This is a genomic window from Cohnella lupini, from assembly GCF_003386205.1.
Lineage (GTDB): Bacteria > Bacillota > Bacilli > Paenibacillales > Paenibacillaceae > Cohnella > Cohnella lupini.
In genome coordinates, this window is the sequence record NZ_QRDY01000016.1 from 34,558 (window position 1) to 48,296 (window position 13,739).

Sequence of the window (13,739 nt, forward strand, 5' to 3'; positions counted from 1 at the left end):
GGAAAGCCGGTGCACTAATGGATAACATAAAGGGCAATCAAATAGATAACGGATCGACCACTGACGCGCAAAGGAAACCGACGGATTTCGAGATCGGCCTCTATACCTTCGGGGACCTGGTTCCCGGACAAGACGGCAGCACGATAAGCGCGAAGCAGCGCCTACGTGAAATCATCGACGCAGCCAAACTGGCCGACGATGCCGGTCTTGACGTCTTCGGCGTCGGCGAGCATCACACGCTGGAATTCGCCGCGACCTCCACTCCCGTCGTACTTGCCGCTATCGCCCAGGCGACCGAACGGATCAGGCTAACCAGCGCGACGACGGTACTGAGTACCGTTGATCCCGTTCGGCTGTTCGAGGATTTCGCGACCGTCGATTTACTGTCGGACGGCCGCGCGGAAATCATAGCCGGACGGGGAGCATTCGTGGATTCCTTCCCGCTGTTCGGTTACAATCTCGACGATTATAGCAACCTGTTCTCCGAGAAAATCGACCTGCTCTTGAAGCTTGGCGAGAATGATCGCACGACTTGGAACGGCCGATTCCGCAGCGCTTTGAACGATCTGGAGATCGCGCCACGTCCCGCTCAATCGGAGTTGCCCGTATGGATCGGCGTCGGCGGAACTCCGCAGAGCGCCGTGAATGCCGGCCGGCTCGGCCTTGGAATGGCACTGGCGTTACTCGGCGGAGCACCGGAAGGCGCGAAACACCTCGTCGAGCTGTACCGGGAAGCCGGCCTCAAAGCAGGCCATCATCCCTCGCGGTTGAAAGTCGCCGTTAGCAGCCATGGCTACGTTGCGGAGACTTCTCAACAGGCGCGGGATGAGTTTTATCCTTATTACAGCAGCTATTTCGAACAATTCCTGGGTCGGCGAACAGGGCGAGGACGGATATCCCGCCCCGAATTCGAGCAGATGGCCAGACCCGAAACCGCGCTTGCGGTCGGCAGTCCCGAGCAGGTAATCGAGAAAATAATGCATCAGCACGAGCTGTTCGGCCATAGCCGCTTCATGGCCCAGATCGATATCGGCGGAATGCCATATTCCCAGGTTGCGAAGGCGATTGAATTGCTGGCCGTCAAAGTGGCCCCCGTCGTGCGGCGCGAGCTCGCCCTCTGATCGTCGTTTTACTACAACATTCTCCTAAAGACGTCTTTCCATTCAACGATTCGTCCGAACAAAGAACAACCCGCCTTAGGCCAAGCGCCTAGGCGGGTTGTTCCATTAGTCAGTTCGGCTCGATCATTACTTGATAGGCAATTTAACCAAGGTCGTTATCGCTTCGGCTCTCGATGCGGTACCTTCCGGCGCGAATATTCCTCCGCTTCGACCTTTGATAATTCCGGCATCCTTCACGGCTTTCGCCGCGCCTTTAGCCCAAGTCGGGATAGCCTCGTCATCCGCAAAGCCGGTATTAACCGTACCCGCCGTGTCGTATTTCAATGCCTTAGCCAGCATCAAGATCATTTCCGAACGGGTGATCAGAGTGGACGGCTTGAATGTACCGTCCGAATAACCGCTAACGATTCCTCCGTAAACCGCTTGTGCAATCGACGGCTCGGCCCATTGGCCGATTTCGTCCGCATCCTTGAATTTAAGCTCCGGCACGGGTCCCGCAGGCTTCAATGCGTTCATCAGCATGACGACGAATTCCGCGCGCGTCAGATCCTGATTCGGCTTGAACGTACTGTCCGAATACCCGGTTACGATACCGCCGGTGACTCCTTTTGCAATCGCGGCCGTAGCCCAATGACCCGCGATATCCGTCAGTTTCGTCGGATCTCCGTCCGCGATTTCATCTTGACTGATATCCTGTCTTCCGAAATCCTCGAACCATTGCTTGATCGTCGGGAAATCGCTCGAGAAGGCCAGCGAGAGAAGCAACAGCATGCGGGCATGTTGGGCGTTTAAGCTATCGCCCGCCAAGATCCCGTCCGTGCTGCCCGGATACATCGTACCCGAACCGGTTCTCGTCGTCGTGACGAAGGTAACGCCTTGCTTGATCGCTTCCGCCCGGGCCGCGCTCATCTTGGAGGAAATTCCTCCCGCGCCGGTTCCGGCCGTTACGATTCCTTTTGCTCCGTCCGCTACGAATCCTTTGATCGCTCCGTCATCCGCTTCCTGGTAGGCGTAAGCAATCTCTACAACCGGCAGATCGTTCTTCGAAATCTTGCTTAAATCGAAAGGAGTCGCCCACTGAGGGGTGCCTGCCTTCAAAGCTCTTGCGTTCATCCGGTAGAGCGAAATGTTGTCCTGGTCGATGTAACCAAGCGATCCCAGAATCGGAGTCTCGAACGTATCCATTCGGTGAGCGTTAGACTTAGTTACATCTCTAGCCGCATCGATCATATCGTTCAGCATGAGCACCGTTCCGTAACTCTTCGTTTTACCGCTGCCCGCGAGCTTGATCGCGTTGTACAAGTTCGCCGGCGCATCGGTTCCGATGGCATCCCACGGACGCATAGCTCCCGTGATGACGACCGGCTTCTCGCTTCTGACCGTCAGATCCAAGAAGTAACCGATATCCTCCATCGTATCCGTACCCGTCGTGACGACTACGCCGTCGTATGTCTTCAAGGCTTGGTCTACGGCAAGGGACAGATCGTACAGCTCGGTGATGAGATATCCGCCGGAGCCTTTATTGCCGAATTGATAAGTCGACACGTCCGCGATCTTATCCTTCCGCGGCAATTGCGCGACCATATCCTCCATCTTATAAGTACCCGCGCGGTAGTTCTGCAGGTTCGTGGCATCTCCGTCGGCGACTTGACCCGCTATCGTTCCGCCTGTTGCAATGACGATGACGTTAGGAAGCGGCGAAGTCTTGAACGTATCGCTGAGCGCCGGAATCGGAAATTCCGGAACGGGGTCCGCAGCCAATGCTTTCGTGGCGCCTAAACCCGAGATCGATAAACCCAGCACTGCCGTTGCAAGAGGAATTAAGAGCCTTTTGGGCATGAAACCCGTTCGTATCGATGACATATGGCCTTACCTCCTGAGGGTTTATGATCCTGTAGCGCTAGTCTCGACGTTCTGTGCTCCAAAGGTTGCGAACCAGTCTTTGATCGTTTTTTGGTCCTTCGTGAAAGCCAACGAGAGAAGCAGCAGCATACGGGCATGTTGAGCATTCAAGCTATCGCCGGCGATAATGCCGTCCGAGCTGCTCGGATACATCGTACCTGAACCCGTTCTTGTCGTCGTTACGAAAAGGACGCCTTGCTTGATCGCTTCCGTACGGGCCGCGCTCATCTTGGCGGAAATTCCGCCTGCGCCGGTTCCGGCCGTTACGATTCCTTTTGCTCCGTCCGCTACGAAACCTTTAATCGCGCCGCCGCCCGCTTCTTGATACGCATATGCGATTTCGACCATCGGCAGATCCGCTTTGGTGATTTTGCTAAGATCGAACGGAGTCGACCATGTCGGTTTGCCCGCTTTGCTTACTCTTCCCGGAGCGCGATAGATCGAGATGCTGTCTTGGTCGATATAACCCAAAGCTCCCAGAATCGGAGTCTCGAACGTATCCAGGCGGTGAGCGTTCGACTTCGTTACGTCTCTTGCCGCTTGGATAACATCGTTCAGCATTAGGACAGTACCGAACCATTTCGTCTTACCGCTGCCCGCAAGCTTGATCGCGTTGTACAAGTTCGCCGGCGCGTCGGTTCCGATAGCATCCCACGGACGCATAGCTCCCGTGATGACAACCGGCTTCTCGCTTCTAACCGTCAGATCTAGGAAGTAAGCAATATCCTCCATCGTATCCGTACCCGTCGTGACGACTACGCCGTCGTATGTCTTCAGGGCTTGGTCTACGGCAAGGGACAGATCGTACAGCTCGGTGATGAGATATCCCCCGGAGCCTTTATTGCCGAATTGATAAGTCGACACGTCCGCGATCTTATCTTTCCGCGGCAATTGCGCGACCATATCTTCCATCGTATAAGTACCTGCGCGGTAGTTCTGTAGATTCGTAGGGTCTCCGTCGGCGACTTGACCCGCGATCGTTCCGCCCGTCGCGATGACGATGACGTTAGGTTTGGCAGTTAAGTCTTTCAATTTAACATCAGGAATAGCGGCAACCGTAGGTGCAGTCGGAGGAACGGGATCAGCGGCATAAACGCTAGTTGCCATTGTCGTAATCATTGCTAAGACTAGGAAAGTATTTAAAAGCCGTTTGAATCCTTTTCCGTTAACTGTGAATGTCATAATATTTGCCTCCTGGTGTTATAAATTTATTTATGTAACTGAGGTAATTATATATATGTGTAAGATAATATAACATAAGAATTAAGTCCTATATTTACCAGTGTTTTTTCGTCATTTTTGCCCATTATTTGTTATTATATATGCCATGGATATTACGCAATATCAGTATAAAAATAATCCACCTCTTTGCGGAGGTGGATTATTGTCTGATTAAAGTCTCGATGTTTAATTTAAGTGTGGCTAGCGGCAAAGTCTCTCAAGGCCAATGTTCCGCTGCTGACATCGCCGCCGGATATCGCCAGCTCGAGATAGTAATTTGCATTATAGTAGTTATCGTGGAGCAAGTACCATTGGGCGATTCCTACGTTCACGGACGGAGCCTGGCTGCTCGCCGAATCTTCTTGAATGACCGTCGGCACCCCGGAAGTTACCGCCAGCAAGGCATATTTGCTATACCCTCGTTGCCATTCGCCCGATTGAATGTCGGCGATCGCCGATTGATGAAGCCGAGTCGCCGCAGCTTCAATTAGAGCCTTTACGCCGCTGCTATCTTTATGCGGCGAGCCTAGCTGTCCCAAGTAGCTGATGACGTTGTAGTCGTTGCCTGAATCCCAGTACCAGAGCGCCAGGCTCAGGTTCTCTCCGGCATTCAAGACGTTCAGCGCGTCTTGTCGAATAGCCTCCGGAGCCCCCTCCGATTCGCCGAGAAGTTCATAATCCGCGAATCCATCGGATAGTTGACCGGCCGATAGCTTGGCGACGGCTTGAGCTTGAAGATTGGCCGAGGCTTCGTCGTAAGCGGCCTGATCATCCGGCACGAGGCCTTCAGCCGCGTAAGCCTTCGAGAAATAATAGACGGCGTTATAGGCATTGCCGGCATTCAAGTAGAAGTAGGCATTTCCTAAGTCTACTTCGTAAGGATCTCCCGGACCACCCGAAGAGGCATCGATCAGGAAAGCGGCAGAGACGGCTTCGGCGGTGTTACCCGCCATGTCGGAGCCCTTGACGCGCAAGTACCAATCGCCGTCCGCCGCGCCGTCGGGGAGCTTGACGTTCGCCCCGTTCGCGAAGGAATTCCAGTCTTCCGCGGGCGAGTCGGGGCTCGGCGTCCATACGTACTCCAGGGTGGACGGATCCGCGCCGCTTTCGGAATCGGAAACCGCTACCGTGGATGCCGCCCAACTGGCTGCTTCCGGATTGCCGTTCGTTCCGAACTCGATAGTCGGAGGCGTCGAATCCTTCACGATATCCAGCGTAAAGTCCGCAACGTTAGGCAGCAGATAGGGTTCGACCTTCCACGCAACGGAAGTCGAAGAGCCCGCCAAGGGAACGTTCAACGATTGTCCGCTCGTATGAATCTGATCTCCGACGATCAGGTTGGAGCTTTCGGGAGTCTTCAATCCCACGGTCACCTCGACGTCCGTCACGGCCGGATTGACGTAGGCGGTATAAGCGGTAGCGTCGTCGTTAACCTGCGGCGAGAGCACCGCACCGCTCACGTTTAAGGACTCGAGCTTGGTGCTGCCGGGAATATCTATCTTATGCTGCGGATTCAAGCCTCCCCATTGAACCAGCGTCCCGTCGTTTTTCAGCGCCCACGAGGTGTAATCGCCCGCGGCGATTGCCACGACTCCGGACAGTTCCTCCGGAACATCGGACTCTCCCGTATCGTTCCTCCCCCAAGCGACGACCGTCCCGTCGGATTTAAGCGCAAGCGAATGGCCGCCGCCCGCGGCGATCTTGACGACATTAGATAAATCGGCCGGCACCTCGGTCTGCGACCCCCACGATACGACCGTTCCATTCGATTTCAATGCGAGGGAGAAGCCGCTTCCCGCCGCTATCGCGGTAACTTGGGACAAATTGGCCGGTACGTCCGCGCCCGAGAAGCTGCCGCTATAAGCCCAACCGACGACCGTACCGTTCGACTTTAGAGCCAAATGATGAAAAGTCCCTTGGGCTATGGCTACCACGTTCGATAACCCTTCCGGAACGTATGCGTACGTTCTGCCCCATTGCACGACCGTCCTGTCCGATTTCAAAGCCATAATCGAATCGTAAGCTGCCGAGATTGCAGTAACTCCGGACAAATCTTCTGGGTAATTAAGATCCATGTCTAAGTTGGATCCCCACTGAGTGACGGTTCCATCAGACTTCAGAGCGACATATCCTTGTTCTAGTCCCGCTACGGAGATTACGTCCGTCAATCCTGCGGGTACCTGAATAGGGTTATTGCCGATACCGACCTGCAATACCTTGCCGTTCGTCAGAAGAACAATTCCTTGATCGATGCCCGCCGCCGCTACCGCACTGCCTTTGACGACCTCCGTTGCCTCCGCGCTCGCCGTCGAAGTCAGGGCGAAAGCGAACGCCAGCATGCTCGCCAACGCCAATCCGACCCGTTTCTTCCGCCAACCGCGAACTACCTTGTGCTCAATCATTACTTCATGCCTCCTCCTAATTTTTTTGTTGAGGATTGCCGTAAAGATCCGCCATCCCCATATTCCTCGTATGCTCCGTCTTGACCCAATCGTTCTGCCGCCTGACCAAGAAGACAGCCTTGAACATCACCGGAATCCAAGTCAAACCGAACCAAAGATACAGAAACAAGAGCGGAACATACTTAAGGGTAAGCTTGCCGAAATGCAGGCTTGGTCCGGCAATCGTCAATACCGCCGCTTGCAGGATCAGGAACAGCATCCAAGTGGCCGTGATCGTTTGTTGGAATTGCCATTCCGGTTGAAGCGCGAACTGCACGATCGGGATAATCAATCCGACCAGCATGATGAAATAGACGACGACCGTCCGAACAGGGGAAGCCAAGTACAAGAAGAGATCAAGATGACGGAGGGATCGGGTTCGGAGGAAAAGCAGGAGATTCTTAGGTCCATACTTGAGGAGCACCCAGTAGTGACCTTGGATCCAACGCGTTCGCTGGCGAAAAGAAGCCCTATGCTTAAGAGGCTTCTCGTCGTAGACGATCGCGTGATGGTTCCAATGAACGCGGCTCCCCTCGGTAACGAGACTGGCCGTGAATTCCAGGTCCTCCGTCAAGCTTTCCAGGTTCCACCCGATGCGCTTGATGCACGAGCATCGGATGGCAAGCCCGGTTCCGCCGAGAGCGGCGGACAAACCCCACCGAAATCTGGCGAGCTGCCACAATCGGTTCATTTGCCAATAGCTAAGCGCGGACACCTGAGTAATCCACGAATCTTGAACGTTCTTGGTATCGATATACCCTTGAACCGCATCGGCTTCGGGGTACGCTTCGAGAAAATCGTTCATCCGGTCGAGGAAATCCTCCTTCACCAGATTGTCGGCGTCCACCATGACGAGCGCCTCGTAATCTTCCATGTCGATTTGCTCCATGGCCCATCGCATGTTGTACGTCTTTCCTTTCAGAACCTTGTTATGCCGAATAAGCGCTCTATAGCCGAAACTCCTTGTAATATCCGCCGTTCGATCCGTGCAATTATCGCAGGAGACGACGACGTCGAATTTATCGGATGGATATTGTTGCTGCTTCAAGCTCGATAGCAGCGAGGCAATGACTTTCTCCTCGTTGCAAGCGGGGACGAGAATGACGAATTTTCGTTGATGGACGGCCTTGGCGAGCTGCGCAGGCGGGGCGAAACCTCGAATGGAAATCACGAAATTATAGAGCCATAAGGAATACACGGCGCCGATCAGAAAGAGCATCAGTTGCCAATAGGGCGAAAGCTGGCTGACGTAATACAGCATCGATCCCATGTGAAAAACTCCCTAATACCGCTATATTTGATACATATCGTATCATTTAAAACCGTACAAGTAAACATTATCTGGAATTTTTCCCTCGTTTAGATACGTGTTGTATTCCTCTCGCTTTACAGCTTCTTATCTATGAAATAGCCGTGCCTCGAACGGTTATTTCGGCCGTGGACGACGATTTCCTCAAATTAGCCGTGCCTCGAACGGTTATTTCGGCCGTGAGGAGCCTTTCCTGCAAATTAGCCGTGCCTCGAACGGTTATTTCGGCCGTGAGGAGCCTTTCCTCAAATTAGCCGTGTCTCGAACGGTTATTTCGGCCGCGGACGACGATTCCCTCAAATTAGCCGTGCCTCGAACGGTTATTTCGGCCGTGGACGACGATTCCCTCAAATTAGCCGTGCCTCGAACGGTTATTTCGGCCGTGGACGACGATTTCCTCAAATTAGTCGTGCCTCAAACGGTTATTTCGGCCGCGGACGACGATTCCCTCAAATTAGCCGTGCCTCGAACGATTATTTCGGCCGTGGACGACGATTTCCTCAAATTAGCCGTGCCTCGAACGGTTATTTCGGCCGTGGACGACGATTTCCTCAAATTAGCCGTGCCTCGAACGGTTATTTCGGCCGTGGACGACGATTTCCTCAAATTAGCCGTGCCTCGAACGGTTATTTCGGCCGTGGACGACGATTTCCTCAAATTAGCCGTGCCTCGAACGGTTATTTCGGCCGTGAGGAGTCTTTCCTGCAAATTAGCCGTGCCTCGAACGGTTATTTCGGCCGTGAGGAGTCTTTCCTGCAAAATAGCCGTGTCTCGAACGGTTATTTCGGCCGTGGACGACGATTCCCTCAAATTAGCCGTGCCTCGAACGGTTATTTCGGCCGTGGACGATGATTTCCTCAAATTAGCCGTGTCTCGAACGGTTATTTCGGCGAACCGAAATAAACTTACTTGGTGGTGCTTTTTCTCAGTAGTATCGGAAGCTACCCGGTTTGGACGTGTTACTCTGCGCAAAACGCCAACTGCGTCGAAAGTTACCCGGTTTGGACATGTTACTCTGCGCAAAACGCCGGCCGCGTCGGAAGCTACCCGGTTTGGACGTGTTAATACGTGCAGAATGCCAACTGCGATGCGAATTACCAGATTTGGACGTGGAAGTCCGCGCACAGCGCCGCCTCCACATAAAAAAAGAGCTCCAGCCAAATGGCTAAAGCTCTCCAATCAAGCTAATCTTCCCGGAATGCGAATCGTCACCGTCGTGCCGATGCCAAGCCTGCTGAATATCGAGATTCCGTAAGAATCGCCGTACAGCAGCTTAATCCGGTTGTCCACGTTGCGGATGCCGTAGCCGGACAACAAGGTGTCGCCGCTGGCCGGAAGCTCCCGCCCGCCTCCGTCCTGCCTTCGCATGCCCATGCCGTCGTCGATAACCTTCAGTACGATGTCCGTCCCTTCGAAATAAGCTTTGATCATGATGTTGATCCCCAGCTTATCGTCCCATATAGCGTGGTTCATCGCGTTCTCGACGAAGGGCTGCAGCGTCAGCTTCACGATGGGGCAAGGCATTACCGCGTCCTCGATCTCGTAATGCACGCGGATTAGATCGGCGAATCTGACTTCCTGAATAGCCACGTAGTAACGGGTAAGCTGGATTTCCTCGTGGATGGAGATTTGGTTTTTCCCTTTGTTAAGCGATATTCTGTAAAACTTGGCAAGGTCGGTCACCATCTTGTTCATCCGCGGATCGGAATTCCGGATGGCGAGCGACGAAATGGAAGCGAGCGTGTTGTAAAGAAAATGCGGGTTAATCTGGGCTTGCAGCACGTTCATCTCGACTTCCTTCTTGTCGATCTCCTTCTTGTACACGTCGGAAATCAAGCTGCTGAGCCTCTGCGACATTTTGCGAAGCACGTTGCCCAACTGACCGATCTCATCCCGGCCTAACGGCCGAATGTCGACAAGCTCGAAATCCTCCCGTTCGATGCGCCGGATTATGCCGACCAAATAATCGACGCGTTTGGTGAACAGCCGCGCCGTGATGTAGATAAGCAACGCCATGACGAAGAAGCTGACGAGCGCATAGATTAGGATACGCTTCGCCGCGTTATTGGCTTTGGCCAAGAAGCTGTTGTACGGGACAAGCGAGACGCTTCTCCACCCGTGCTTGGTCGTATTGTAAACCGCCAGCATCTTCTGTCCGCGATAAGAGCTATCGAATCGCCCTTCCCTGTCGCTCGGGAATTCCTCTCGCACGTACTCGGATAACGGACGGTTCAGCATGCTTTTGTCCTTGGCGGACATGATCACGCCTTGTTCGTTCACGATCAATACGGTCTTGTCCGAGGCTTCCTTCTCCATCAAGCGATAGATGTCCGTTTCCAGAATGTCGACGGTCAGAATACCGTACGCGTTATCGAGATTACCGATGTTCAGCATGCGCGTCAACGTGAACATGGGAGGCTCCGCCCCCGAGGCCGATTTCGAAATAAAGCGGACGTTCCCGTAAGTATTCCGCAGTGAACGATAGATCGATGATTGAATAAAGGCCGAGTCCATTCTTTTAATATACACGTTGTCCGCCGGCATCGACTCGTTGTCGATATAGATGGAAATGGAGTGGATATCGGGATTCGTCGTCAGAACGTTGGAGAAGGTGCTGTTGATATATTGATAGGCATCGACGTATAGAGTAGGGTCCAGCTTGTAATCGTTCGTCAAATAAGCGCGCAGCGTATTATTCAAGTAGAGCGTAGCAGACAGCTGCGTATAGTTCTCCAGCTTGTTTTCCAAGTTCGTATTGATCTGGGCGACCGAGGATACGGAGTTCGCGTACATCTGGTCGGACAGCTCGCTCTTTATCGTTTGATAAGAATACAGAACGAAGAACAACAACGGAAGGATGCCGCCGAGCAGAAACATAACGAACAGCTTCTCTCGCAGCCGCAAGTTGTTGAAGGGTCTGGTCAGCCCTGCCGTTAGCCTCTTCAATCTCTCTTCCTCCGTCTATAAGAAAATTTTCCGAAATTCGTTAGGGGTGCTGCCGCGATGCTTCTGGAATATTGAACAGAAATAAGAGACGTTTTCGTAACCGACCGCATGCGCCACTTCCCGAACCTTAAGCGACTTGTCCTTCAAGAGATCGGCCGCCCTGTTGATCCGTATTTTCGTCAAGTGATCGAGAATCGTCTCGCCCGTCTTTTCCTTGAAAATCGTTCTAATATAGTTGGGAGAAAGGTAGACTTCCTTGGCGATCTCTTCTACCGTCAGCGGGAGATGATACCTCTCTGCAATAATTCTTCCGATTCTGTCGGTCACGTTCTGGTTGCGATCGACGTCGCGTTCGCCTGCCGCCGTCCTCAATTCCTCGCAGAAATATTCGACGTAAGCCAGAATATGGGCGCAGGAGCTCATGGCCGATATTTCTCTCCAATCGTCGACGAGCAACCGCTCCTTCAAAGATCCCGCCAGCAATGCGGAGAAATGCTGTTCGATCGCGGACAGGAGCCGAATCACCGCCCGCAAAGCATAATTCCGGTTGATTCTCTCTTCTCTGAACGTCGCGAACAACGACCCGATCTGCCGGTTAACCTCCTCGGCATCTCCCGATTGAATGGCGGAGACCAGCTTAACCGCCGTCTGCTCGCGGTCTTCGTCCGTTTGCTTGGTCGGCTTCAGATCTGCCGGAGTAATAACCGCCCCGCCCAGCCGATAGAATTTCTCGTCATTGCAAGCCCGTGCTTGTCTGCAAGCCTCCCATATCCGGTCAAAGCCAACATGAGAATCGGACAAACCTATCGTAATCACCGTATCGAAGGAGCCTTCGGCCCTCTCCAACAATCGCTCCCAGAAGCTCGATTCCGCAACGGCCGCCCCGCTACCATTCTTCCGCGGATACCATACGTACTGAGCATTCTGCTCCACTTCCGCGATAACGAAGTTGGCTAACGTCTCCTTGGCGATTGAACGAAACCACTCGGTTCTATCCGCGAAGGCTAACCCCGAATCCTGCGCGGCCGAGGCGGGATAAGCAGCCGGCGCGTCGAAGGTCACGCATGCGACGGCAAATTCCCTGCTCGCGCCGATATCGGACAAGCTTTGCTCCCATTTGCCGACCCACTCGCCGCGTTTCTCCGGATCCGGCTCGCGTATAATGCGCACCAATAGCTTTTCACGCACCCAGTCCTCTCCTTGGCCCGCCAGCTGCTCCTCCTCGCATTTCTTCTTCACCTTCTCCATCAAGGCGAAGAGCTCTTCCATATCGATCGGCTTCAACAAGTAGCCGGCAGCTTCGATGTTGAGCGCGGCTTTAATATATTGAAACTCGTTATGTCCGCTCAAATATATGATTTTCACGTTTTTATCGATCTGCTTCGCTCTTCTTCCGAACTCCAGCCCGTCCATGATCGGCATTCGCACGTCCGTCAGTATAATGTCGGGCTTCAATTCGGCAAGCTTGCCGAGCGCTTCTTTCCCGTTGCGGGCCGTTCCAGCGACCGTGATTCCGAGCTTCTCCCACGGAACGTAATGCTCGATCGTCTCCAGCTCGATCGCTTCGTCTTCGACGATTAGAATGCTATGCATGCTTCTCCCCACCTTCCTAACAAGCTAAAGCTTCGAGATTTTTCTAGTGTATCTGTTATAACGCATTTCAACAATGGAGCGGCGGCAAGTGCGGCGATTTCGGTTACGAATCGGTAGATGCTTGTATGGAATGGATGTGCGGGCCGACTCTATAATGAAGTCACTAAACCGCGCAAGTCAGGCAGGAGGCTTCACGATGGAATCGTTAATGAAAGCGGAAACAAATACGCAAGTCCCTCCGAAGGGCCGACGAGGGCGCACGGGATCCAGCTTAGGGAACAGGCTGAAAGAGCAGAAATTGCTATTCCTGCTCATGCTGCCGGCATTCGTCGTCACCTTGTTGTTCTCTTATGTCCCGATGTTCGGCCTCTATATGGCGTTCACGAATTACTCTCCGGGCGGAGGCCCGTTCTTCTCTCAGTTCTTCACGACGGAGTTCGTCGGCTTCGAATGGTTCCATTACTTCTTCACGAGCGGCGACTTCTATCGGGTCATGCGCAATACGCTGGCGCAGAGCTTCCTCTCGCTCCTATTCGGATTCCCGATGCCGATCTTGCTCGCTCTAATGATCAACGAGGTGCGCAACGGCTGGTTTAAACGGACTTTTCAAACGGTATCTTACATGCCCCATTTCATCTCATGGGTAATCGCGGCCAACATCATTATTACGGTGCTTTCCTCCGGCGGGGTATTGAACGGTATTCTGACCGGACTCGGAATCGTCGACGAGCCGGTTCAGTTCATGCAGAAAGGGCCGCTATTCTGGTGGATTATCGCCATCGCGAATACGTGGAAGGATATGGGCTTCAACGCGATCATGTACTTGGCCGCCATTTCGGCGATCAATCCCGAGCTGTACGAGGTAGCGAAGGTGGACGGCGCAAGCCGACTGAAGCAGATGCTTCACATTACGCTTCCTTCAATCAGGCCTACGGTTATTATTCTGGCGATTCTAGCGATCGGCGGCATTCTGAATGCGGGCTTCGATCAGCAATACCTGCTGCAAAATAACACGGTGCTCGAATATTCCGAGGTTATCGACACTTACACGTACAAATACGGGCTGCAGAACGGGATGTTCTCTTATGGAGCCGCGGTTGGACTATTCAAATCGGCAGTCGCTTTCATCCTGGTGTTAAGCGTCAATACTTTGGCCAAAAAAATGAAAGAACAGTCGCTGTTTTAGCTTAAGCGAAGAGGAGAACG

General features: G+C 53.3%; 9 protein-coding genes. 3 read left to right on the forward strand and 6 right to left on the reverse strand.

The features are described from left to right. Positions 1-17: 17 nt before the first annotated feature. Complete coding sequence (locus tag DFP95_RS21065; protein WP_115994671.1) at positions 18-1,121, forward strand: LLM class flavin-dependent oxidoreductase; 1,104 nt, start codon at positions 18-20, stop codon at positions 1,119-1,121. A 126-nt stretch (positions 1,122-1,247) separates the two neighbouring features. On the opposite strand, the gene DFP95_RS21070 is transcribed toward DFP95_RS21065, so the two are convergent. The 4 genes from DFP95_RS21070 to DFP95_RS21085 all read right to left on the reverse strand — a co-directional run bounded on the left by DFP95_RS21070 (position 1,248) and on the right by DFP95_RS21085 (position 7,955). Further along, on the reverse strand, positions 1,248-2,984 hold the full coding sequence (locus DFP95_RS21070) for an asparaginase domain-containing protein (RefSeq protein WP_115994672.1): 1,737 nt from the start codon (positions 2,982-2,984) through the stop codon (positions 1,248-1,250). Between the two features lie 21 nt (positions 2,985-3,005). Beyond that, entirely contained in the window at positions 3,006-4,205 is a 1,200-nt protein-coding gene (locus DFP95_RS21075) for an asparaginase (protein ID WP_115994673.1), read from the reverse strand. A gap of 230 nt (positions 4,206-4,435) precedes the next feature. Further along, positions 4,436-6,646 carry an RCC1 domain-containing protein gene (locus DFP95_RS21080; protein ID WP_115994674.1) on the reverse strand — a complete coding sequence of 737 codons (2,211 nt, stop codon included), beginning with the start codon at positions 6,644-6,646 and terminating at the stop codon, positions 4,436-4,438. Positions 6,647-6,662: 16 nt separating this feature from the next. Continuing rightward, positions 6,663-7,955, reverse strand: coding sequence for a glycosyltransferase family 2 protein (locus DFP95_RS21085; RefSeq protein WP_115994675.1), 1,293 nt, complete (start codon positions 7,953-7,955; stop codon positions 6,663-6,665). A gap of 295 nt (positions 7,956-8,250) precedes the next feature. On the opposite strand from DFP95_RS21085, the gene DFP95_RS21090 reads away from it, so the two are divergent. Then, a complete protein-coding gene (locus tag DFP95_RS21090) occupies positions 8,251-9,249 on the forward strand; it encodes a hypothetical protein (protein WP_115994676.1) in 999 nt (332 codons plus the stop codon). On the opposite strand, the gene DFP95_RS21095 is transcribed toward DFP95_RS21090, so the two are convergent. Together DFP95_RS21095 and DFP95_RS21100 are read right to left on the reverse strand one after the other, a co-directional pair. Then, on the reverse strand, positions 9,174-10,940 hold the full coding sequence (locus DFP95_RS21095; RefSeq protein WP_115994677.1) for a sensor histidine kinase: 1,767 nt from the start codon (positions 10,938-10,940) through the stop codon (positions 9,174-9,176). The two genes, DFP95_RS21090 and DFP95_RS21095, sit on opposite strands and share 76 nt — an antisense overlap. Before the next feature lie 15 nt (positions 10,941-10,955). Beyond that, positions 10,956-12,533 (reverse strand): response regulator transcription factor, encoded by a 1,578-nt coding sequence (locus DFP95_RS21100; RefSeq protein WP_115994678.1) that lies wholly within the window; start codon positions 12,531-12,533, stop codon positions 10,956-10,958. Positions 12,534-12,729: 196 nt separating this feature from the next. Here DFP95_RS21100 and DFP95_RS21105 point away from each other — a divergent pair, with 196 nt between their 5' ends. Further along, positions 12,730-13,719, forward strand: a complete 990-nt coding sequence (locus DFP95_RS21105; RefSeq protein ID WP_245987813.1) for an ABC transporter permease — start codon at positions 12,730-12,732, stop codon at positions 13,717-13,719. Positions 13,720-13,739 lie beyond the last annotated feature (20 nt).

Excerpts from the sequence above, each read along its gene's own strand:
- DFP95_RS21085 (WP_115994675.1), bottom strand. The coding sequence starts at position 7,955 with ATGGGATCGATGCTGTATTACGTCAGCCAGCTTTCGCCCTATTGGCAA.
- DFP95_RS21105 (WP_245987813.1), top strand. The coding sequence starts at position 12,730 with ATGGAATCGTTAATGAAAGCGGAAACAAATACGCAAGTCCCTCCGAAG.
- DFP95_RS21080 (WP_115994674.1), bottom strand. The coding sequence starts at position 6,646 with ATGATTGAGCACAAGGTAGTTCGCGGTTGGCGGAAGAAACGGGTCGGA.
- DFP95_RS21070 (WP_115994672.1), bottom strand. The coding sequence starts at position 2,984 with ATGTCATCGATACGAACGGGTTTCATGCCCAAAAGGCTCTTAATTCCT.
- DFP95_RS21065 (WP_115994671.1), top strand. The coding sequence starts at position 18 with ATGGATAACATAAAGGGCAATCAAATAGATAACGGATCGACCACTGAC.
- DFP95_RS21075 (WP_115994673.1), bottom strand. The coding sequence starts at position 4,205 with ATGACATTCACAGTTAACGGAAAAGGATTCAAACGGCTTTTAAATACT.
- DFP95_RS21100 (WP_115994678.1), bottom strand. The coding sequence starts at position 12,533 with ATGCATAGCATTCTAATCGTCGAAGACGAAGCGATCGAGCTGGAGACG.